Source organism: Clostridium sartagoforme (genome assembly GCF_004794105.1).
GTDB classification, from domain to species: Bacteria; Bacillota; Clostridia; order Clostridiales; family Clostridiaceae; genus Clostridium; species Clostridium sartagoforme_B.
In genome coordinates, this window is record NZ_SRYR01000001.1 from 83,025 (window position 1) to 105,699 (window position 22,675).

Here is a 22,675-nt window from a genome sequence, read left to right on the forward strand (position 1 = left end):
AAGTAGAGAAATAAAATCTTGAGTTTCTGTGAATCAATTTCACGGAGGTCAGTATTCATATGATATCTGAAGCTTAGAAGAATTAATCCAGGAGTATATCAGTGCTTAACTCCCACTTTTGGAAGATGGGAGTATTTGCAATGGTAGCCATAGAATAAATCCATAATATCACAATAGTGAAAAAAGTTGAAAAATATACTAAAAAGTCGAAAAAGAATTGTTTGACTAATGAGTTTATGGTAAAATATTACTAGTGTTACGAAGGACTAATTGAAGTTGGAGGTAGGTATATGTTACAGGAAAAGCTAAAGGAAAACATCTATTGGGTTGGTGTTAAAGACCCAGAATTAAAAGTATTTGATATAATAATGGAAACAAAAAAAGGAACCACTTACAACTCTTATGTAATTAATGATGAAAAAGTTGCAGTTGTAGATACTGTTAAGACTGGATTTTATGATGAATTTAAAAAGAACTTAACTAATGTTATTGGTGATAAAAAAGTTGATTATGTTATAGTTCAGCATACTGAATTAGATCATAGCGGATCATTAATTAATTTGCTTGAAGATTATCCAGAAATAAAAATAGTAGGTACTAGAGCTGCAATAACTTATTTAAAAAATATTTTAAATAGGGAATTTGAATATATTGAAGCTAGAGAAGAAATATCACTTGGGGAAACTACTTTAAAGTTTATAACAGCTCCAAATCTTCATTGGCCTGATACTATGTTTACTTTTGTAAAAGAAAGAAATATGCTATTTACATGTGATTTCACTGGATCACATTATTGTCCAGAAGGAAGCATAATGTCAACCTTAAATGAAGATTATTTTGCTGAAATGAAATATTACTTTGATTGTATAATGGGACCATTTAAAAGATTCGTGTTAATGGGACTTGATAAAATTAAAGGATTAGACTTTGATTGCATTGGGACTAGCCACGGACCGGTTCATATAGAGAATATTGATAAGATATTAAATCTATATAAAGAATGGGCTACTGAAGAAAAAGTAGATGATAAAAAGATAGAGATTTTCTATATTACTGCATATGGAAATACAGAAGAAATGGCTAAATACTTAAAAGAAAAAGTAGAAGAAAAGGGATATAAGGCAGATATAACAGAGATAACTTCTATTCCTTTAGAAGAATGCATAGCAAAGCTTGAAAAGGCAAAAGGATTTATGATAGGATCTCCTACTATAAATCAAGATGCAGTTAAACCTTCTTGGGATTTATTATCTCTAGTTAGTCCAATAATAAATAGAGGAAAGGCTGCTTTAGCATTTGGATCCTTTGGATGGAGTGGAGAAGGTGTAAAAATGTTAACAGCAAGACTTAAGGATTTAAAGTTAAAGACTGTAGATCCAGGATTATCATTTTGTTTTGTTCCTTCCGATGAAGATTATAAGAAGGCAGATGAAGCAGTAGAAAACTTTATATCATTAATGTAATTAAAAATAGCAAAAAGGTAACTAAGAAATAAGTATAGCTATAGAATATAAAGATTAATAACAAGTTAGAATTATAGGAGCTATTGTTTTAGTGGATTAAAATCCTCTAAAGCAATGGCTCTTATTTGTATTTAAGTAATTTGGAACAAGTTACTAAATTAATTCTTTCATTTTTAATTCTTCATTTTTTTTATGGTATGAGTTTTTAGTAGTATTCATATAATAGACTATATTTATGGTAATTAATTTATTTTTCTATTCCCTAATATGGATTATAAGAATATTTATATAGTAAATAAATTAATAAAGGGGGGACTGCTTTTTTTGAATTGCTAAGTCAATTTGAAGGTAGGAATATTATGATTAGAAAATTAACTTTTGATGAAGTGAAGTTTAATTTTAAATTTAAGCAATTAGAAGAAAAAGGAACAGTTACTACTATTCCTGAACTAGATTCGGAGTATGATAAGATAGGAAGGGCTCTTAGTATAAAAAAGGAAGGTTACAATGTATATTTAATAGATTCGTTTTCAAAAGAAAAATTAGAAAAGCTTACAGCATATATAAAGGAGCAGTATAAGTATTTACCACCTCCAAATGATGTTTGTTATGTTATCTTAGAAGATTATAAAAAGCCAGAAGTCCTTTTTATTGCTAATGGAAATGGAAAGAAATTAGTTGAAGCATTAAAAGAGGTTAGGGATAGTTATATTGATATAGTAGAGGAATTTTATAATACATCTTCAGAAGATGAAAAAGATGAATTAATCGAAGAGGTACAAAGTAAAAGAAATAATTATATAAGTGAGTTAATGGAATTAGCTAAGAAAGATGAGTTTGAGGTAAAGATTACTAGTAAGGGGTTTGCTTTTATCCCTTTAATAAATGGTAAAGCTATAAGTGAAAAGGAATATGATACTTTAGAAAAAAATAAAAAAGAAATTATTGTTGCAAAGGCCATAGTTTTAAAGAAGAAGGCAGAGGTTGTCCTTAATAAGATAAAAGAAATAGAAGTAAGTTCCATTGATAAATTAAAAGAACTTTATGGTGATTTTTTAACTAAAGAAATGGAATCTGTTAAAGATAAGGTGTTATTTGAATTTATTGATGATGATAATGCCTATGAATATTTAGAAAGATTGTTCATATTAGTTGAAAAAGAAATAATAAATTCTTATACTATGAGTCTTGATGAGGATGAGGAGAAGATTTATGATGCTATAAATAGATATAATATTCACCTATTAGTAGATAATAGCTTAGTTTCCTCTCCACCTGTAATATTTGAAGAAGATCCAAGTATAAACAATTTAATGGGATTCTTAGAATTTGAAAATCATAATGGAGTTTACACAACAGATGTATCCTTAATTAATAGCGGTTCATTATTAAGGGCAAATGGTGGTTGTTTAATAGTAAGAATGAATACTTTGGCTAGTAATGGATACGCATATTATCATTTAAAGAAGGCGCTTATGACTAGTAAAATCACTTATGATATTTCTAAGGCTTATTATGAGGTTATTTCTATTAATACATTAAAGCCTATGCCTATCCCAATTAATGTTAAGGTTATTTTAATTGGAGATATGGAGACTTATGATAGCTTATATAGCTTAGATGAGGATTTTGGTAAGCTATTTCAATTAAGAGCAGAATTTTATCCTATTGTAGAAGCCAATGACAATGTTATTTCATATGTTGAAAAGGCTATATCTAGGAAGATAGATGAGAATTTATTACTTCCAATATCTAGTGAAGCAACAAAAGAAATTATTAAATATCTTGCAAGAAAAGCTAATAGTAAAACTAAGGTTAATGTAGATATTTCAGAAATAGATAAATTTTTAATATTATCCAATACTATAGCTAAAAGTAAAGAACAAGAAATAATAGATGGCAATTCTATTAGAGATGTAGTATATTCTAGAGAAAAGTTTGAAGAAGAATATGATAGACTATATAAAGAAGACAAGATATTAATTTCGGTAATAGGAGAAAAAGTAGGAGTTATTAATGGGCTATCTGTTATTAATAATGGATATTACTCTTTTGGGAAACCCCTTAGAATAACATGCGTTTCTCATAAGGGAACTGGGAAAATAGTAGATATCCATAAAGAAAGCAGATTAAGTGGAAAAATCCATGAAAAGTCTATAAATATCTTAAAAGGTTTATTTAATAGTATTATAGATCCATATGATGATATTCCTGTAGACTTTTATTTAAGTTTTGAACAAGCTTATGGGATAATAGATGGAGATAGTGCATCAGTTGCAGAGGCTATTTGTATCTTATCTTCTATTAGTAAAAGACCTATAAGACAAAATGTAGCTGTAACAGGATCTATAAATCAATTAGGTGAAGTTCAAGCGATTGGCGGTGTAAATGAGAAAATTGAGGGATTCTTTAGAGTTTGTAGTCTTTTAGACAGTGTAAAAGATAAAGGTGTATTAATTCCATCATCTAATATAGATGAATTAATATTGATTCCAGAAGTTGAAGAAGCAATCGAGGTTGGAGATTTTAATATTTACTCAATGAATAGCCTTGATGATGCAATTGAAACATTAATATTAAAGGAAAATGAGACATTAGAAGATTTTTATATAAATATTAAGAATGAAATATATAAGTATAAGAAAAAGTAAATAATGAACAATGTAGAATTAATGAAAAAACTCATAAATGAGTTTTGAAAAATATATTTTGGTGCTGTCACATAATTAAGAATTAATAAAAAATTCCTGTAGGAGTTTTAAAAAGAGATTAATGTTAGTAATTCATACAGAATTACTAACATTAATTTTTAATTCTCACTTTGATCTGATAATGAGACAGCCTCTTCATTAAAAATTTCAAATTTTAAACTCTTAATTTTAAATTTTTTTATGGGGCTGTTTGAGAAAACAGCCTCATTTTTGCGTTGTGGATTGTGATTTATTGATTTGATTTTCCCTACAGGTATAAATTTTTTTATGACAAATTAAGTATAGATTCTAGAATTAAAAAATAATTTACAATAAATTACATAATTATATTTGACTATGAATAAAATAGTATGTTAGAATTATGGAAAAGAGTGGAAATTTATTAAAGGGAGGTGAATGCTCTAAGGTTATAACTTTGGAGTTTAAGTATGCATTTAAAGTTTAATAAAGTAGAAGATAAGTTAATTGTTAGTTTAATGGGGGAATTAGATCATCATAGCGCTGAAGAGGTTAGGGTTAAGATAGATGATAGAATAGATAGGGATAACATAAAAAAAGTTATATTAGATTTTGGTGGTGTTACATTTATGGATAGCTCTGGAATAGGAGTTGTGATAGGAAGACATAAGAAAATGAAAAATAGGGATGGAAGGTTATGCATAGTTGAAATTAATAAGGCGGTTAATAAAGTTTTTGAGATTTCAGGTATGTATAAGCTGATTAATGTTTATAGAAATGTTGATGAAGGTATAATGAATATTTAGTGGAGGGTTTAAAATGGTGGATAATAAAATTTGTATAGAATTAATGAGTAAATCTCAAAATGAAGGATTTGCAAGAGTTGCAGTAGCTGCCTTTGTATCTCAGTTAGACCCGACTATTGAGGAATTATCAGATGTTAAAACTGCTGTATCAGAAGCTGTAACAAATTCTATAATTCATGGTTACGAAAACAAAAAAGAGGGAATAATAAGAATAGAAGCCAGTATTTCTGCAAATGAAGTAACAATAAGTGTAGAGGATTTTGGAAAAGGTATTGATAATATCGAACAAGCGATGGAGCCATTATACACTTCTAAACCTGAATTAGAAAGATCAGGTATGGGATTTACAGTTATGGAATCATTTATGGATAATTTAGAGGTAGTAAGTGAAGATGGAAAAGGAACTAAGGTTATTATGAAAAAGAAATTTTATACAGTAAGTTAGGTGAAATATATGGACAACGGAATTGTAAGAAAAGAGGTGTATAATTATGAAGAGAATTCACAATTAATACCTCTAGCCAAGGAAGGTAACCAAGAGGCTATGAATAAGGTTATTGAAATGAATTTACCTCTTGTTTCATCCATTAGCAAAAAATTTCTTAATAGAGGCTATGATTATGAAGATATTTTTCAAATAGGCTCTATAGGTTTAGTTAAGGCTATTAATAACTTTGATGATAAGTTTAATGTTAAGTTCTCAACTTATGCAGTTCCTATGATTATAGGAGAGATAAAAAGGTTTATTAGAGATGATGGAATAATAAAAGTTAGCAGAAGTGTTAAGACATTAGCTAGAAAGATTCATTTTGACAAAGAAGCTTTAACTAAAGAATTAGATAGAGAACCTACTATTGATGAATTATCTAAATATTCAGGAGTTGAGAAAGAAGAGATTATGTTTGCAATAGAATCCTCTGTAAATATGCAATATCTTTACGACACTATTCATCAAGATGATGGAGCTCCTGTTTTACTTATAGATAAATTAAGTGAAAAAGGTGAAGATGATACTGATATGATAAACAGGATTGCTTTGAAAGAAGCTATTAGGAGCTTAGATAGCAAATCAAGGCAAGTAATTATGCTTAGATATTTTAAGGATAAAACACAAGTGCAGGTAGCTAAACTTTTAGGTATTAGTCAAGTTCAAGTATCTAGGATTGAGAAGAAAGTATTAGTGATAATGAGAGAAAAATTAAAAGAATAAATGTATATTTAAAATGAAAATTTTGTTGTATTAAGTAGAATAAAAGAGGCTGTCTAGGACAGCTTTTTTTTATTTGTCCTCAATTACTAATTTAAATTTTGGAATATAGTCTTTACTTTTAATTTATCTAAAGAAGGATAGTAAAGATATATTTGCAATTAAATTCCAGTGTTATATTTGTATAAAGTGGAATAATAAACTTATAAAGTGATTCTTATCTTCAGGTGGAGTTTTCTTAAAAAGTAGAGAACCAAAATCTTCTATTTTGTGTGAATCACTTTCACAGAGTACAGGAATGCCCAGTGCTCCATCTGAAGGTTAGAAGAACTAATCCAGGCGCATAGCAGTGCTTAGCTCCCACTTATAGAAGGTGGGAGTGTTAGCAATGGTAGCGATCGGATAAATATTTGAAAGGAGAATTAATATGGTAAAGAAAAAAAGACCTACAGAACAGCAAATACAAGAAAAATTTCAAACTATTGCAGAACAAACTAATCCAAAGCCTAAAATAGCTAGAAATTGTTCAAGAGCCTTTTTAGTTGGAGGAGCTATTTGTACACTAGGTCAAATCTTTCAAGAGTTACTTATAAAATATGGTTTTCCAGAAGATGATATAAAAATGATCCTTCCGATAATAATGGTATTTTTAGGGGCATTATTAACTGGAGTTGGAATATATGACAAGATAGCAACATTTGCTGGAGCAGGGACTGTAGTGCCTATAACAGGATTCTCTAATGCAATAGTTGCTCCAGCTATAGAATTTAAACAAGAGGGGTTTGTTTTTGGTGTAGCAGCAAAGATGTTTACAATCGCAGGACCGGTCTTAGTTTATGGAATAGGTAGCTCAGTGATAGTAGGAGTTATTTATTATATTATTCAACTGTTTACATAAGAAAGGTGAAATTTATTATGGAAAATACTAATACAAAAAAGCTTGGTAAGCAAACAGTAAAACTAAATAATCCTCCCAAGATAGTTGCTACTTATTCAATAGTTGGTCCAAAAGAAGGGGAAGGACCTTTAGGTAAATATTTTGATGAGGTATTAAATGATGATTTATATGGTAAAGAGAGTTTTGAAAAAGCCGAAAGTGAAATGATATATACAGCAATTACTGCAGCAATTAATAGGGCGGATTTAACAGAAGAGGAGGTAGATTATCTATTTGCAGGAGATTTATTAAATCAATTAACATCTTCTTCATTTGCAGCAAGAAAGCTTAATATACCATTCTTTGGATTATATGGGGCATGTTCTACTATGTCAGAATCTCTAAGCGTTGCTTCTATGATGATGGATGGTGGCTTTGCAGATTATGTTGTTGCAGCAACATCTTCACATTTTAGTTCAGCAGAAAGACAATTTAGATTTCCTTTAGAGTATGGAGCTCAAAGGAGTCCTTTAGCTCAATGGACAGTAACGGGTGCAGGAGCAATGCTTCTAGCTAAAGAAGGAGATTTTCCAGAAGTAACTTATATTACAACTGGTGTAGTTAAAGATTATGGAATTAAGGATCCTAATAATATGGGAGCTGCGATGGCTCCAGCAGCAGTGGATACAATTTCAAGGCATTTTAAAGATACAGGAAGAGAACCTAAATTTTATGATGCAATAGTCACTGGAGATTTAGGTAAGGTAGGTAAGGAAATTATAAGCAAGCTACTATTAGAATATGGATATGACATTAGAGAGAACTATTTTGATTGTGGAGATATGATATATGACGATACAGTACAAAATACTGATTCGGGTGGTAGTGGATGTGGATGCTCTGCAGTAGTTTCCTGTGGATATTTTTATAAAAAAATGATTAGAAAAGAGATAAAAAACATGCTATTAGTATCAACAGGTGCATTAATGAGTACTACATCATCTCTGCAAGGTGAAAGTATTCCAGGAATAGCTCATGCCGTTGCTATAGAGTTTAATAACATAGAAGGGAGATAATGCTATGACTTATGTAAGTGCATTTATTGTAGGTGGTATTATATGTGTTATAGGTCAAATATTGATGGACACAACTAAATTAACTCCTGCTAGGATATTGGTAATATTTGTAACTAGCGGAGTTATACTTGGTGCTTTTGGAATATATGATAAATTGGTGGATATTGGAGGAGCAGGTGCTACTATTCCCTTACCTGGCTTTGGTAATTCTCTAGCTAAAGGAGCTATAAAAGCTGTTAAAGAACAAGGGCTTTTAGGAGCATTTACAGGTGGGATAACAGGTACAGCAGCAGGTATAACAGCGGCAATTTTCTTTGGATATCTTATGGCACTAATATTTAATCCAAAGACAAAAAGCTAAGATATAAGATGTAAATTAATTATTGAATTATAGATAAATTAAAAAAATCTTTTAAAAAACAATCTAACAACTTATACTATAGGTGTTAGGTTGTTTTATTCTATATCGAAATATAGTAATAGATAGTTTATTGTTATATTATAGATATTCTATGGTGATTAGAAAGGAGGAGGGTCATGAGAGCTTATTATAAAAATACATGGATTAATGTAGTAAAAGATTTGGGAAGTGATGTACATAAGGGGCTAGATGAAGCTGAATGCAATGTAAGAAGAGAAGAAGAAGGAAATAAGCTTTCACTTCCATATAAAAAGGCTTTATTAAATTTATTATTAGAAATATTAAAACAAAGGTATTTATATGTATTTATAATAGTTATAGGATTTTTCTTATATTATAACCTTTATCCTATGGCAATAATTACGGCAAGCTTAATTTTATTTATTTTAATTATGAAAATATATCATGATGTCTTTAAAGAAAAGGAGATAGAAATTCTTCAAAACTTAAACACTACTCAAGTATTAGTACTTAGAGATGGTATAGAAAAGTTAGTTGAAGCAGAATCTCTTGTAAAAGGTGATATAGTATATTTTAGAAAAAACTCTATAATAGCTGCAGATATTAGAATTATAGATTCAGAAGATATTAAAGTAGATGAAAGAGGAGTAACAGGGGATAATTTTATTAAGGAAAAGTATTCTGTTAAGATGGAAGATGATGTTAACAGCATAGGTGAAATTAATAATATGCTTTTTAGAGGATCGATAATAAAAAGTGGACAAGGTAAAGGTGTAGTAGTTGAAGTAGGTAATAATACTCAATTAGGTAAATTAGTAAAAATAATAAATAATACAACTGAAAAAAAGGACTTAATTATAAAAAAGCTTCAAAACAAAGTACTAAATATAGCCTTGTGTCTTATATTAGTTCATGTTAACTTAATGCTAGTTTTTCCAGGTAAGTTTACTGATAAGGTAGTGCTTCTTGCTCAGGGAATATTTGCAATAACTACTATATTGATACCATTCATAATGATTTATTATGGGAAGTTTATAAGAAAAAAGATATATGAAGAAGATAAGATTACAATAAATAATTTTTCAGTTTTAGAGCTATCTAAGAACATTAAGATTTTATTCTTAGAAAAGATAGGTAACTTAAGTAAGGATGAGTTATATGTAAACAAGCTATATAGTAACGATCAAATATATAGTTTTAATAAAATTGATTCAGGAGATATTAATTTAAGAAGACTTATAGATATTTCAGTTATTTGTAATAATGCAAAGTCTAACAATGATAATAATTGGATTAAAGGAAATATGTATGAAGTTGCTTATGCAAGGTATGGAATGGAGCACTCTATTCATAAAGGAAGTATGGATGTTTCAAATAGAAGAAAATTTGAGCTGCATAGGTCTTCAAGTAAGGATATAATAACTACAGTAAATAAGACTAAAAGGGGATATAGAGCTAACTCCAGAGGAGATTTGGAAAGCCTTTTAAGCAGTTGTACTCATATACTTATTAATGGGATCGAAAGAGAATTAACATCTGAAGATATAATCAAAATAAAACTTGCTGATTTAAATTTCTCTAAAGAAGGGCTACTTACTGAAGGATTTGCTTATAGGAGTTTTAATTATGAACCTTCATCTTATGAAAATATAGAAAGTAATTTAGTCTTTGTAGGAATAATTGCTTTAGAAAATCCATTATTTGATGATGCTAGAGAAGATATAAAGAATATTTTAGATGATGGTATCTTACCAGTTATTTTTACTGAAGATAATAAGTTGCAAGCAGAGGTTTTTGGAAGAAGAATTGGTCTGATTTCAAATGAAGATCAAGTTACATCAGGAGTTGAACTAGAAGCATTAAGTGATGAAGAATTAATCAGTGTAGTTTCTAAGGCTAGAATATATTGCAGAATAAGTCCAGAGATGAAAAATAAGATAGTTTCTTTATACAATAGTGATGGTTATAATTTTGTAGCTGAAGGTAAAACCCTTGGAGATTTGTCATTAGTGAGTTTAGCTAAAGTTGGAATAGCAAAAGAAAGCTTTTCTATGTTACTTAAAAAGATTGCTGATATTCATACGGAAGAAAGTAGTATAAAAGCATTCTTCAATTTAAGAAAGAGATATAATGAAGTTGAAGAAGGGATAAAAAGAGGAATTACTTTTTATACTTTAATAGTATTATCAGAAATTTTTATGCTTAATTTTCAGTATTTTTTCACATCAGGAAATTTAGAAATGGAATACTATATAGCATTAATAAATTTAATTATAGTAACTCCGGTAATATTAATTAATGCTCTTTATGGTAGGGGCGAAGAGAGTAATAAGAAGCTAATTTTAAGAGCGTTGTTATTTATTATAATTCCATCCTTTGCAATATACTTCTTAAAGGAAAGTTACAGTTTAATAGTCTTATTTTTATTAGGGGGTATGAGTATACTAGATATTATCATCAATTGTAGAGTATTCTCTAAAGGTAATTTTAAAGGACTTAAGTTATTATTAGTTACAATGTTAGGATATGCTTTATCTATAGTGGCAGTTTTATTTATATATAAGATATCCTTTACTCCTATTACTTTAATAATATCAGCTTGGCTATTATTTATTTTCTTATTAGGAGGTTTAATTATTAGAAAGTGGTAAGACTTTAAATGAGGTGAGCCATTTGTATAATAAGAACAAGGAAAATATTCTGCTTCATATATTTGTTGCTTTTATTCTATCATCAATTTCTTATTTATTAATATATAAAAATAAATGGCTAGCAATTATTATTGTTAGCTGTTTTTTTGCTTACTATATATTTATGTCAATAACTGAAAAAAGATATTTTTATTTACTGTTATCCTTATTCTTTATTATACCTATAATAAATAATTCTATATATTATAATATAAAATTTGAAAATAAAGAGGTAGTGAGGATATTAAAGACATATGGCTATGGCGGCCTAGGAGAGATAGAAGGTAGAAAGGTATATCTATCTGGGGATATAGGGGATGTAAGTATTGGAAGCAAAATAGAGGCAACAGGGGAGTTTATATACGATGCTAATATTGAAAAGGGTACTGTTGGAGATTACAACTTAAAAAGTATGGAAACAATGCCTTTAGATTTAAAAGGAAGATTATTTAAAGTTAGAGAAGATATATTTAATAAAATTAAAGAAAAAATAGGGGGAAGAAGGGCAGCGTTAGTAACGTCTATAGCTTTTGGATATGATGAATTTTTAGATAAAGAAGATGAGGATGTAATGAAGAATTTAGGTGTATTACATGCTATATCTGTATCTGGATTACATATGGCCCTTGTATATTCATTACTAAAAAAGTTATTAGGAGAAAAGACAGCTATTTTAGTTTCAATATTTTATGTGCTTTTTACTGGAGCTGCAGCATCAACAGTTAGATCCTATATAATGCTACTTATATTAAGCCTTGCACCTAGACTTAAGAGGAATTATAATCCAATTGCCTCCTTGTCTTTAGCAGGAATAATATTAATTATATATAAGCCCTATAGCATATTTGAAATAGGTTTTCAGTTAAGTTTTCTAGCAACATTAGGAATAATAATATTTAATAAGGATTTAAATAAGAAGTTATATAAACTACCTAAAGTATTAAGGGAAGGAACTGCAATTTCCCTTGCCGCTCAAGTTTTCACTATACCATTTATGATATTGTATTTTAGAGAGTTCTCTATAGGGTTTTTATTAGGAAATTTAATATTAATTCCATTAATTAACCTAATAGTTATATTGGGGAATGTTATTGTTTTATTTTATAATCTACCTATAGTATTTAATTATTTAAGTTTTCTTCTCTATTATTCAACTTTAGGGATAGATTATTTATCAGATAAGTTACTAGTATTTTTACCTAAGTCTTTTTATCTAAATGATTTAATGGCAGTTGCATATATAATTCTTATGATATCAGCTTATTTTTATAATAAGGGTTATAAAAGAGCAATTTATTTCAATTTAATATTCCTAGTCTATCTTGTAGTTAATATCTATAGTCCTATACCTAAAATAGAATATTATAAGGAAGGTGTAGTAACTATAAGTTATAAAGGAGAAAAAGAGATATTTCTTCTGAAAAAGGGAATCAATATTGAAAAATATAAAAAGATTTCTTTGTCTAACAATATAAACAAAGACTTTAATGTAATTAACTTAAAAGGTAGAGGGAAAATTTATAGAGATAAAAATAATTTGATATTAAATTATAATAATAAAGAATATTTAATTAATTTATCCAAAGGGAAAATTGCATCTAATTATGATATAATAGATTGCAAATATAGTAGCTATAGTAAAATAATTTTATTTAATAATGATGTTTTAGTTTTTAATTAGGAAAGGTAGATTAAATTGATAGATTTTGACGTTTTAGAAGGTGAAATAAAAAAAGGAAAAATAGAAAATTCTTATATATTTTGTGGGTTAGATGAAGAATTAATTAAAGAAGGAGTAAATTTAATAGTAGATAAATCTATAGATAAAAGTCTTTTAGATTTAAACTATATAAGGCTTGATGGATTAACTACTACTTTTGAAGATATTATGAATGCATGTGAAACTATGCCTTTTATGGGAGAAAAGAAAGTTGTAGTTGTGTATAGAAGTAATTTTTTTAAGGATAAATGCGATGCTTCTTTAACTAAATTATATAATGAAGTTTTAAAGTATTTAAAGGATCTACCTCCATATACAGTACTGGTAATGTATTATTTATTTAATGATAAAAGAGATACACCTAAAAAAAGTAGTAAGATAAGATCTTTAGAAAAGCTAACTAAGGTAGTTTATTTTGATAAGTTAAAGAAGGATAGATACTATAAAAAGGTTGAAGAGATATTTAAAGAAAAAGGAAAAGAAATTGGAAAAGTTGAACTGAGATACTTTGCAGAAAAGGTTCAGCATAACTTCGATATAATAAAAAGAGAAATAGATAAGTTAATATCTTATGCGGATGGTAGACAAATTACTAGAGCCGATATAGATAAGCTTATTTTAAATTCTAGTGAAGATGATATATTTGATTTAATAGATTTTATTTCTCAAAGGAAAGTAGAAAAAACTTTGGAATTACTTAATGAATTACTTTCTACAAGTGACCAACATATGCTTATAATATCCAATATTGCAAATAATTTTAAAAGATTATATGAAATTAAGATACTTGTTCAAAATGGAGAAAATATTAATAGTATATCAGGAAAATTTAAGTTACCTACCTTTGTTTGTGAGAAATTAATAAATCAATGTAATAAATTTACTGTAAAGCAATTACAGGAATTAATGAAGATTTGTTTAGATACAGAAAATAAATTAAAGACATCTGGTGTTGATAAAAATATGGAAATGGAATTAATGGTTTTTAAAATTTTCATGTTAAAATAGATAAAATAATAGCCGACCTTAGGGTCGGCTTCTTATTTGATTACGCCATAGCGTTTAACTTTGCAGCTAATCTTGATTTCTTTCTAGCTACCATGTTCTTGTGACATACTCCTTTTTGAGCAGCCATGTCTAAAGCTTTAACTGCTTTAGGGAAAAGAACGTTAGCTTCTTCTACGTTTTTTGCAGCAACAGCTACTTCAAACTTCTTTACAGCAGTCTTTAAAGCTGATTTAACCATTCTGTTTTGAGCAGTTTTAGCTTCAGTAACCTTTATTCTCTTTTTCGCTGATTTAATGTTTGCCATTTCAAATTCACCCCCTTAATAATTTTATAGGGCCTCTTTTGCAGCTTTGGGGAAATCTGCGTTCGAGTTCGTTTTTAACATACTAGATTATATCATTGAAACTTTATAAGTTCAAGTATTAAATTGAAACATTAAGGAAAAATAAAAGGGATAATAGTTTTTCATGGAGGTAAATATGAATAATGTATGGACTGATTTAGCAATTGAAGCACGCGATATGTATACTAAGGAAAATAAAAGAGAACTTGATGGGGTTATAGTAGATGAGGAATTTGAAGATGATATTAAAATTACTACTGTAACCATTGAAAGTGATGAAGCAGGGGAAGAACTTGGTAAGCCTAAAGGGAATTATATTACAATAGATTTCCCAGAAATTACACATTATGATGGGGAAACTATGGATAAGGTTTCAAAGGTTGTGGATAATGTTTTAGTAAGACTTATAGATGCACCAGAAGAAAAGACTGCATTAGTAGTTGGACTTGGTAATTGGAATGTTACTCCAGATGCTTTAGGCCCAAGAGTTACTGAAAAAATTATGGTTACAAGACATTTAAAACAAGTTATGCCTGATGCTATAGATGATTCTGTTAGACCAGTATGCTGCATTTCACCAGGAGTCCTTGGTATTACGGGAATAGAGACTGGAGAAGTTATAAAGGGCTTAGTGGAGAGAGTAAAACCTGATTTTGTAATATGCATAGATGCCTTAGGGTCAAGGAAGCTAGAGAGGGTAAATAGAACTATTCAAATTAGTGATAGTGGAATATCACCTGGAGCTGGAGTTGGAAATCATAGGATGAAGATTAATGAGGAATCTTTAGGTGTTAAAGTTATTGCAATAGGAGTACCTACAGTAGTTCATGCAGCAACAATAGCTAATGATACAATAGATTTAGTAATAGATGAATTATCAAGGCAAGCTAAGAGTGGCACTGAATTTTATAAGATGTTAAGTTCTATGGATAGAATGGAGAAAAACAATTTAATTAGGGAAATATTAAATCCTTCTTTTGGTGATTTAATGGTAACTCCAAAAGAAGTAGATACTGTAGTTGAATCTTTATCTAAAGTAATAGCTAATGGTATTAATATGGCAATACAACCTAACCTTGATATGGAGGATATAAATAAATTTATGAATTAAAATAATCATACTTAAAATTAATATATTTATTTTATAAATTTATTAATAATTATGTAACTCTCTTAATATAAATAATAGAGGAAGGGGGAGTTGCATGTATTCTTTAGGACAAAGATTACCTAGAAAAAATTTAAAAAGGGGTGGTAGTTCAGGATCTGGTAAAAGTAATTTTAGTGTTGGATATTTTATAATTATAATAGCTTTTATAATTTTTTTAATAAGGTCTGTTAATATTATTAACAATTATGGAGAAAGAGGTGGCTTCGCATATGTGCAGATGCTTAACTTTTCAGTTCCATTAGTAGAAACTCAAATATATGATGAGGCTCAATATGCTGATAATCATTTATCATTAAAAAATGTTGTACTTGAAGCTTTAGGAATAAAGGGAATGAATGGATATAGCATAGTTGCTAAAGAAGTTAGCTTGTTTAATAGCATATTAGGGAATGATTCGTTAAGAACTCCCATTAGTAAGTTAACACCATTTTCTTTAAATAATAATAGTATAGCTAAAATGACTCCAGAGGAGATTGCTGAGCTTAATAAGGTAAGTGCAGCCTATGACCCTTCATTAAAGAAAACATTAGATAATACTAAGCCAGAAGTACTTATTTTCCATACTCATACCACAGAGAATTTCGCTGAAAGAGATGCTTTAACTACTGATAATGATTTTAATATATCAGGGGTTGGAGATGTTTTAGCAAAAGAACTAGAAGAAGGATATGGTATTTCAGTGCTGCATGATAAGACTAATCATAGCGTTTCTTATAATGATAGCTATGCTAGGTCTAATGAAACCCTTAAAAAATATTTAGATAAATATGGTGATTTTAAAGTGATAATTGATCTCCATAGAGATGGAGTTGATGGTGCTAGAGCAGAACAATTAAAAAATGTATATACGATGAATATGAATGATCAGAATATAGCTAAAATGATGTTTGTTACTGCGCCTAATAGTAGTAGGTATGGTGCGAATAAAGCATTTGTTGAAAATCTATATAATATAGGAAATGAGTTATTCCCAGGATTAATAAGGGATATTCATGAAATTGATCCAGCAGCAACAGCTATTAATTATAGCTTAAGTGATAATTTTATACTTATAGAAAATGGTTCTAATGTAAATACAGCACAAGAAGCGAAATTAACAAGTAAGTATATTGCAAGGATAATTGCTGAGTATTTAAATAGATAAAAATGAATAAAAATTAATTTTTATGAGCATCCTTTAGATATAAAAACTAGGGGGTGCCATTTTGTTTAATAAGAAAGTAATTTTAGGAGTTTTTATATTTTTTATAATTGTAAGTTTAGGATTTATTAAAATTAATACTATAAATACTAGGGCTTTATCACCAGTGGGAAATACAGAAGATAATTATGAATTAGTAAAAGAAGAGTTTGGAGAAGAATTTCAAGAGTTTATAAAAGATGATGCAGAAGTTAAAATATATACATCAAAAGATGATGAGAATAATCCAAGTGTGAAAATTGGAAATAAGGAATTTATAATTGATTTAAATAATAGAGTCACAAAGCAAATGTATAATATAGGTGGCTTTATTTACAATGGATTTAATAATATAATAAATAAATTTGATAAAAAGTCAGATAATAATAATGAGACAATTAATTCAAGTGAAGATAATGCAAGTGAAGAAAGTAATATTAAAGATAGTGATGGGGATAATTCTAATAGTAGTAATAAAGCAGTTGATAGTATTATAGACAATTATTTAGATAGTATAAATAATAATGAAGAAAATAGTGCTAATGAAAATGATGAAGATAGTAATAGTACTAATGAAGATACCAACAGTACTACTAAAGATGAAAGTAATAATAAGGAAAATAATAGATCTAACAATGATATTAATAGTACCAATAATGAAAATACGGAACTAGATAATATTATTAATAATTATCTAGAAAGTATAGAAAATTAGAAGAATAGTATCACTATAAACATTTATATTGACATATAACCTAGGCTTTGTGATATAATTTACCTTGATTCAATTTATAATGGGGGTGAAGTGACTATTTGCCTAAGTGCAATAGTTTTATATATGAGTAAAAATAGACAACAGTATATTAGAAATTTTTCTATAGTAGCCCATATAGATCATGGGAAATCAACCCTAGCTGACAGATTATTAGAAGCCACAGGAACTCTTACTCAAAGAGAAATGGAAGAGCAAATCCTTGATAATATGGAAATAGAGAGAGAAAGAGGTATTACTATAAAGTCTCAAGCAGCAAGACTTATTTATAGAAGACCTAATGGAGAAGAATATATTTTAAATTTAATAGATACTCCAGGACACGTAGATTTTACATATGAAGTATCTAGAAGTTTAGCAGCATGTGAAGGTGCAGTATTAGTAGTTGATGCTACTCAAGGTGTTCAAGCACAAACTTTAGCTAATTGTTATTTAGCTTTAAATAATGATTTAGAAATAGCACCAGTTATTAATAAGGTTGACCTTCAATCAGCAAGACCAGAAGAAGTAAAACAAGAAATAGAAGATATTATTGGAATAGAAGCAGAAGATGCTCCTATGATTTCAGCAAAAACTGGGCTTAATATTCAAGATGTATTAGAAACAGTAGTTGAAAAGGTACCAGCACCTAATGGTGATGAAGAGGCTCCTTTAAAAGCTTTAATTTTTGATTCATACTATGATAGCTATAAAGGTGTAGTTTCTTACGTAAGAATATTTGATGGTAAAGTTAAGCCGGGAAGTAAAATAAAGTTAATGGCAACTAACAAAGTTTATGAGGTAACAGAAGTTGGAGTATTTACTCCTAAAACTCTTCCTATTAACGAATTAAGTGCAGGTGATGTTGGTTATATTGCTGCATCTATTAAAAATGTAAGAGATGCAAGAGTTGGTGATACTATAACTGAAGCGGATAGACCAATAGCTGAAGCATTACCAGGTTATAAGCCTGCTGTTCCTATGGTTTATTCAGGTATATATCCAGTAGATGGAGCTAAATATCAAGAATTAAAAGATGCTTTAGAAAAGCTTCAAATTAATGATGCAGCACTAAACTTTGAACCTGAAACATCAATTGCTTTAGGATTTGGATTTAGATGTGGATTCTTAGGATTATTACATATGGAAATAATCCAAGAAAGAATAGAAAGAGAATTTAATTTAGATATTATTACAACTGCGCCATCAGTTATATACAAGGTAATAAAGACTAATGGAGATGTTTTAGAACTTACTAATCCAACTAATCTTCCAGAAGCAACTGAAATTGAATATATGGAAGAGCCAGTAGTAAAGGCTAGTATAATAGCTCCTTCAGATTATGTAGGTGCTGTAATGGAATTGTGTCAAGAGAGAAGAGGAACATTTATTGATATGCAATATCTAGAAGAAACAAGAGTTTCTATAAATTATGATATTCCATTAAATGAAATAGTTTATGATTTCTTTGATACATTAAAGTCTAGAACTAGAGGATATGCATCCTTAGATTATGAATTCAAAGGATATACTCAAACTGAGTTAGTTAAGCTTGATATAATGCTAAATGGTGATGTTGTAGATGCTTTATCTATGATAGTACCAAGAGAAAAAGCTTATGATAAAGGTAGAGGAATAGCTGAAAAGCTAAAAGAAATAATACCAAGACAGTTATTTGAAGTTCCGATCCAAGCAGCAATAGGGTCTAAAATAATAGCTAGAGAAACAATTAAAGCTATGAGAAAAGATGTTCTTGCTAAATGTTATGGTGGAGATATTTCAAGAAAGAAGAAGCTGTTAGAAAAGCAAAAAGAAGGAAAGAAGAGAATGAGACAAGTGGGCTCAGTTGAAATTCCTCAAGAGGCATTTATGTCAGTATTAAAAGTAGACTAATGTGCTATAGCACAATGAAAAATTAAGAATGAATAATGAAAAATTAATGAAAAAAATCCCATGGGAGTTTTCGAAATTAAGTATTTTGAGTAGTTTAGAATAAAGTACATTAAAGATTATAAATTAAAGGGGCTGTTGCAGTACTGAAATTAGTATTGTAACAGCCCTTTTGTGATAGATAACTATAAGAGTAAGGTGGTAATTGTATTAGTATATCAACCTTTGTTAATATACTTTAGTATACAGTAATGAATAATAATATGTTACAAAGAAATTTACTTTAAATATATATTTTCTATAAATTTATATAAATCTTTTAAATTAGCTGACTTACCTATTTCTCTTAGAAGAAAAATTAATTTATAGTCATCTAATTGTATAAACTTTGGGACTTTAGGGTTTATTCTAAAATAGTTTTCTTTCAAAATTTCTTTTGAATATAAATCCTCTAAAGTAGACATTCCATCCATTAATAAGGATAAAAGTGGAGACTTCATTTTTGAGAAAGGATGAAATGACCATTGAATAATTCCCCAGTTATGAGTTTTCCCACTAATTCTTTCAGGGCTATCACCTGTGCCTATAGATAAAAGAGTAATATCTTTAGGTTTTAATAAAGGAGTACTTTCTAAAAGAGATAAAATAGTAAGTGCCGTGGGGGAATTAGCAATTACTCCACCATCGATATACCCTTTATAAGATGGGAAGAAAGTAGGCGCAGCAGAGCTTGCCATAATTGCATCTACTGCAGTAATATTATTTGTTTTACTATTAGGTAAATTAGTAAAAAACTCTGGGAACCAAGAACCTGTTTTTGTATCTCCTAAGTAAAAGGTAGGTATAAAAATATATTTTTTAAAATCAGAAATCAAAAACTTTTCTGGGAAATAACTTTTTACTATTTCTTTTAAATTATTATTTTGGAATTTAGGCCTAATTAGATTTAAACTTGACTTTGAAAAAATTTTCTTAGATTCCTTTTCAGTATATAAACTATTAATTAGGTTTAAATCATAACCTTTAGCTAAGAGGGAGGCGATTATAGAACCTGTTGAAGTTCCAGCGAAAAGATCTATGGAATCTAAAAAATTAGGGAACTTAATTATTATTCTATTTAAAATTTCTAAGCTTAAGGCACCTTTTACACCTCCACCATCAAATGCAAGTATTCTAAATTTCTTCAATTTAACCTCCTAAATAAAGATTTTTTATTATAATATTCAAAAAAATTTTTATTGATATATAAAGATATAAGTAATTAAATCAGTAAATAAAAAATATATTTAATTTGTAAAGTAAATTTAGTGAGGTGGGTTTATGATAGAAGTAAAGATTAGAGATTTAAAGAAAAAGGGAAGGTCTTTAAGAAATGAGGGAATAATAACCGGGACTTTAAAAAGAAAGGATGGAAGAATATTTAACATAGAGATGAATGGAAATAATTTAGATACACTAGTTAATAGAGATGGATTATCATTAAGTTTATCGATATCTTTTGAGCGTGAAGTTATTAATACTAAGATTACTAGAGTTCAAAGAGATGTTTTACATCATAATATAATAAATGTAGACTTATTAGAAAAATAAAGAGTTCTTTAAATTACGTGGGAGTCTTTAACATATTATGCTCTGTCTCCGTCGCAGGCTCCAAGTCGACCTACGCACAATATGTTAAAGACTCCTTGAGTAATTTAAACTTGTAGATGCAAGCCTACTAAAGGAAGAAATTCAGGCGAGCTGAATTTCAATAATTGTTGTTTAGTGCGTGGAGAATTCTACTAAAGTATTGGTATAACATAATAATATGAATTAAATTTAAGATTTTAAAATGATTAAATGTACTAGAAAAGATAAATAGACGGTGAAATAAGCATATGGTGAAAAAATAGGCATTGAATACTTAGTGAAGTTGAGTGAAACGATAACTGAGCTTAGTATGAAAGTCCATCTACTGAAGCTTGTCTGAAGTAGATGCTCATATTAGAAGTAAAAGATGTTAGACCTTAGAGTTGTTGGTTTGTCTGAGTGTAGCCAGTTTTACCAAAACTCTTGCTCTAGCATCTTTTACGAGCCTAGAACTTCTTTTTGTAGACATTTAGCTTATGGGCCGTCTATTTATCTTTGAAGTTATATTCGCATTTTATTACAACTTAGATATAATGAGTATAATAAGAATTTATTTAAGAAAGAGTTGATATTATGGAAAATAAAAAAGAATTATCCCTTTATATACATATACCATTTTGCAAGCAGAAGTGTTTCTATTGTGATTTCCCTTCTTACGCCTCAATAGATTACTTAAGAGAAGATTATGTTAAGGCTTTATGCAAGGAAATAGAAGAAAAGGCTATTGATTATAAAATAAAAAGTATTTTTATTGGTGGTGGAACACCGTCATACCTAGAGACTAAAGAAATAGCTAAGCTACTTAAAACAATTAGTAAGTTAGATTTAGAAGAAGGTATGGAGTTTACTATGGAGTGTAATCCTGGAGCCTTAGCAGAAGAAAAACTTAAAACTATGATAGAAGGCGGAGTAAATAGAATTAGTATGGGACTTCAAGCAGTTCAAAACTCATTACTTAAAGATATAGGAAGAATTCATACCTTTAAAGAGTTTACGGAGAATTTCAATCTTGCAAGAAAGGTTGGATTTAAAAATATAAATGTTGATTTAATGTTTGGACTTCCTAATCAAAGTTTTGATGAATGGAAGGAATCTTTAGAAACTATTGCTGATTTAAATCCAGAACATATTTCTGCTTATAGTTTAATTGTTGAAGAAGGAACTGCTTTTTATAAACTTTGGGAGAGGAATAAATTAATATTACCCACAGAGGAAGATGAAAGAAGGATGTATTCAGAAACTAAAGAAATTTTAAAAGCAAAAGGTTATCATCAGTATGAAATATCTAATTACTCAAAAGAAGGATATGAGTGCTATCATAATAAGGTTTACTGGGAGAGTAAGAATTACTTAGGTGTTGGATCGGCATCTACTTCATTTATAGATGGTAAGAGGATAAAAAATATTGAAAATGTAAAAGCTTATATAGATGGAATTATGGAGGGAAAGTCTATAGTTCTAGAGGAAAATGAAAATTCTAAAGAAGACAATATTGAAGAGTTTGTATTTATGGGATTGAGAATGATAGAAGGAATAAGTAAGGAGGAGTTTAAGAGAAGATTTAAATCAGATATATATGAAATATATAGTAAGGAAATAGAGAAGAATATTGAAAATGGGCTTTTATTAGAAGTTGGTGATAGGCTTAAGTTAACTGAAAAGGGAATTGAATTTTCCAATTTAGTTATGAGTGATTTTATATTATAAAGTCTATAGAAATTTGAAGTAAAAGTTAGAAAAATAAAGAAAAATAAAAATAAATTAACTTAGTAAAAGTAGAGTATTTATTTTATCCATTAATAAAATTGACAAA

At 28.6% G+C, this 22,675-nt stretch carries 19 protein-coding genes; 17 read left to right on the forward strand and 2 right to left on the reverse strand.

Features of this window, described 5'->3' with window-relative positions; translation table 11 throughout:
* The first annotated feature begins 290 nt into the window (after positions 1 to 290).
* From E5347_RS00330 to holA, 11 genes are all read left to right on the forward strand, one after another.
* Positions 291 to 1,463 (forward strand): FprA family A-type flavoprotein, encoded by a 1,173-nt coding sequence (locus tag E5347_RS00330; RefSeq protein WP_136003416.1) that lies wholly within the window; start codon positions 291 to 293, stop codon positions 1,461 to 1,463.
* Positions 1,464 to 1,822: 359 nt separating this feature from the next.
* Positions 1,823 to 4,114, forward strand: coding sequence for an AAA family ATPase (locus tag E5347_RS00335; protein ID WP_136005814.1), 2,292 nt, complete (start codon positions 1,823 to 1,825; stop codon positions 4,112 to 4,114).
* Between the two features lie 488 nt (positions 4,115 to 4,602).
* Positions 4,603 to 4,938, forward strand: coding sequence for an anti-sigma F factor antagonist (gene spoIIAA / locus E5347_RS00340; RefSeq protein WP_136003418.1), 336 nt, complete (start codon positions 4,603 to 4,605; stop codon positions 4,936 to 4,938).
* Between the two features lie 13 nt (positions 4,939 to 4,951).
* Positions 4,952 to 5,383, forward strand: coding sequence for an anti-sigma F factor (spoIIAB, locus tag E5347_RS00345; RefSeq protein WP_136003420.1), 432 nt, complete (start codon positions 4,952 to 4,954; stop codon positions 5,381 to 5,383).
* 9 nt (positions 5,384 to 5,392) lie between these two features.
* On the forward strand, positions 5,393 to 6,148 hold the full coding sequence (gene sigF, locus E5347_RS00350; protein ID WP_136003422.1) for an RNA polymerase sporulation sigma factor SigF: 756 nt from the start codon (positions 5,393 to 5,395) through the stop codon (positions 6,146 to 6,148).
* Between the two features lie 424 nt (positions 6,149 to 6,572).
* On the forward strand, positions 6,573 to 7,043 hold the full coding sequence (spoVAC, locus tag E5347_RS00355; RefSeq protein WP_136003424.1) for a stage V sporulation protein AC: 471 nt from the start codon (positions 6,573 to 6,575) through the stop codon (positions 7,041 to 7,043).
* Between the two features lie 17 nt (positions 7,044 to 7,060).
* Complete coding sequence (spoVAD, locus tag E5347_RS00360; protein WP_136003427.1) at positions 7,061 to 8,098, forward strand: stage V sporulation protein AD; 1,038 nt, start codon at positions 7,061 to 7,063, stop codon at positions 8,096 to 8,098.
* 4 nt (positions 8,099 to 8,102) lie between these two features.
* Complete coding sequence (gene spoVAE, locus E5347_RS00365) at positions 8,103 to 8,459, forward strand: stage V sporulation protein AE (RefSeq protein WP_136003429.1); 357 nt, start codon at positions 8,103 to 8,105, stop codon at positions 8,457 to 8,459.
* Between the two features lie 176 nt (positions 8,460 to 8,635).
* On the forward strand, positions 8,636 to 11,131 hold the full coding sequence (locus E5347_RS00370) for a cation-transporting P-type ATPase (RefSeq protein ID WP_136003431.1): 2,496 nt from the start codon (positions 8,636 to 8,638) through the stop codon (positions 11,129 to 11,131).
* Between the two features lie 274 nt (positions 11,132 to 11,405).
* Entirely contained in the window at positions 11,406 to 12,851 is a 1,446-nt protein-coding gene (locus tag E5347_RS00375) for a ComEC/Rec2 family competence protein (RefSeq protein WP_243109694.1), read from the forward strand.
* 15 nt (positions 12,852 to 12,866) lie between these two features.
* Complete coding sequence (gene holA, locus E5347_RS00380) at positions 12,867 to 13,898, forward strand: DNA polymerase III subunit delta (RefSeq protein ID WP_136003436.1); 1,032 nt, start codon at positions 12,867 to 12,869, stop codon at positions 13,896 to 13,898.
* A gap of 40 nt (positions 13,899 to 13,938) precedes the next feature.
* On the opposite strand, the gene rpsT is transcribed toward holA, so the two are convergent.
* Complete coding sequence (gene rpsT, locus E5347_RS00385) at positions 13,939 to 14,202, reverse strand: 30S ribosomal protein S20 (RefSeq protein WP_136003438.1); 264 nt, start codon at positions 14,200 to 14,202, stop codon at positions 13,939 to 13,941.
* Between the two features lie 175 nt (positions 14,203 to 14,377).
* Between rpsT and gpr the strand changes: the two genes are divergently transcribed.
* The 4 genes from gpr to lepA all read left to right on the forward strand — a co-directional run bounded on the left by gpr (position 14,378) and on the right by lepA (position 19,236).
* Positions 14,378 to 15,352: a GPR endopeptidase gene (gpr, locus tag E5347_RS00390; RefSeq protein ID WP_136003441.1), complete on the forward strand. Its 975-nt coding sequence runs from the start codon at positions 14,378 to 14,380 to the stop codon at positions 15,350 to 15,352.
* A gap of 94 nt (positions 15,353 to 15,446) precedes the next feature.
* Positions 15,447 to 16,556, forward strand: a complete 1,110-nt coding sequence (locus E5347_RS00395; protein WP_136003443.1) for a stage II sporulation protein P — start codon at positions 15,447 to 15,449, stop codon at positions 16,554 to 16,556.
* A 61-nt stretch (positions 16,557 to 16,617) separates the two neighbouring features.
* Complete coding sequence (locus E5347_RS17005) at positions 16,618 to 17,307, forward strand: hypothetical protein (RefSeq protein ID WP_207670443.1); 690 nt, start codon at positions 16,618 to 16,620, stop codon at positions 17,305 to 17,307.
* 123 nt (positions 17,308 to 17,430) lie between these two features.
* Entirely contained in the window at positions 17,431 to 19,236 is a 1,806-nt protein-coding gene (gene lepA / locus E5347_RS00405; RefSeq protein ID WP_136003446.1) for a translation elongation factor 4, read from the forward strand.
* A gap of 275 nt (positions 19,237 to 19,511) precedes the next feature.
* On the opposite strand, the gene E5347_RS00410 is transcribed toward lepA, so the two are convergent.
* Complete coding sequence (locus E5347_RS00410) at positions 19,512 to 20,420, reverse strand: patatin-like phospholipase family protein (RefSeq protein WP_136003448.1); 909 nt, start codon at positions 20,418 to 20,420, stop codon at positions 19,512 to 19,514.
* 133 nt (positions 20,421 to 20,553) lie between these two features.
* On the opposite strand from E5347_RS00410, the gene E5347_RS00415 reads away from it, so the two are divergent.
* Positions 20,554 to 20,823, forward strand: a complete 270-nt coding sequence (locus E5347_RS00415) for a hypothetical protein (RefSeq protein ID WP_136003450.1) — start codon at positions 20,554 to 20,556, stop codon at positions 20,821 to 20,823.
* 612 nt (positions 20,824 to 21,435) lie between these two features.
* Entirely contained in the window at positions 21,436 to 22,569 is a 1,134-nt protein-coding gene (gene hemW, locus E5347_RS00420) for a radical SAM family heme chaperone HemW (RefSeq protein WP_136003452.1), read from the forward strand.
* The last annotated feature ends 106 nt before the right edge of the window (positions 22,570 to 22,675 follow it).

Excerpts from the sequence above, each read along its gene's own strand:
- E5347_RS00330 (WP_136003416.1), top strand. The coding sequence starts at position 291 with ATGTTACAGGAAAAGCTAAAGGAAAACATCTATTGGGTTGGTGTTAAA.
- E5347_RS00335 (WP_136005814.1), top strand. The coding sequence starts at position 1,823 with ATGATTAGAAAATTAACTTTTGATGAAGTGAAGTTTAATTTTAAATTT.
- spoIIAA (WP_136003418.1), top strand. The coding sequence starts at position 4,603 with ATGCATTTAAAGTTTAATAAAGTAGAAGATAAGTTAATTGTTAGTTTA.
- spoIIAB (WP_136003420.1), top strand. The coding sequence starts at position 4,952 with ATGGTGGATAATAAAATTTGTATAGAATTAATGAGTAAATCTCAAAAT.
- sigF (WP_136003422.1), top strand. The coding sequence starts at position 5,393 with ATGGACAACGGAATTGTAAGAAAAGAGGTGTATAATTATGAAGAGAAT.
- spoVAC (WP_136003424.1), top strand. The coding sequence starts at position 6,573 with ATGGTAAAGAAAAAAAGACCTACAGAACAGCAAATACAAGAAAAATTT.
- spoVAD (WP_136003427.1), top strand. The coding sequence starts at position 7,061 with ATGGAAAATACTAATACAAAAAAGCTTGGTAAGCAAACAGTAAAACTA.
- spoVAE (WP_136003429.1), top strand. The coding sequence starts at position 8,103 with ATGACTTATGTAAGTGCATTTATTGTAGGTGGTATTATATGTGTTATA.
- E5347_RS00370 (WP_136003431.1), top strand. The coding sequence starts at position 8,636 with ATGAGAGCTTATTATAAAAATACATGGATTAATGTAGTAAAAGATTTG.
- rpsT (WP_136003438.1), bottom strand. The coding sequence starts at position 14,202 with ATGGCAAACATTAAATCAGCGAAAAAGAGAATAAAGGTTACTGAAGCT.
- gpr (WP_136003441.1), top strand. The coding sequence starts at position 14,378 with ATGAATAATGTATGGACTGATTTAGCAATTGAAGCACGCGATATGTAT.
- E5347_RS00395 (WP_136003443.1), top strand. The coding sequence starts at position 15,447 with ATGTATTCTTTAGGACAAAGATTACCTAGAAAAAATTTAAAAAGGGGT.
- lepA (WP_136003446.1), top strand. The coding sequence starts at position 17,431 with ATGAGTAAAAATAGACAACAGTATATTAGAAATTTTTCTATAGTAGCC.
- E5347_RS00415 (WP_136003450.1), top strand. The coding sequence starts at position 20,554 with ATGATAGAAGTAAAGATTAGAGATTTAAAGAAAAAGGGAAGGTCTTTA.
- hemW (WP_136003452.1), top strand. The coding sequence starts at position 21,436 with ATGGAAAATAAAAAAGAATTATCCCTTTATATACATATACCATTTTGC.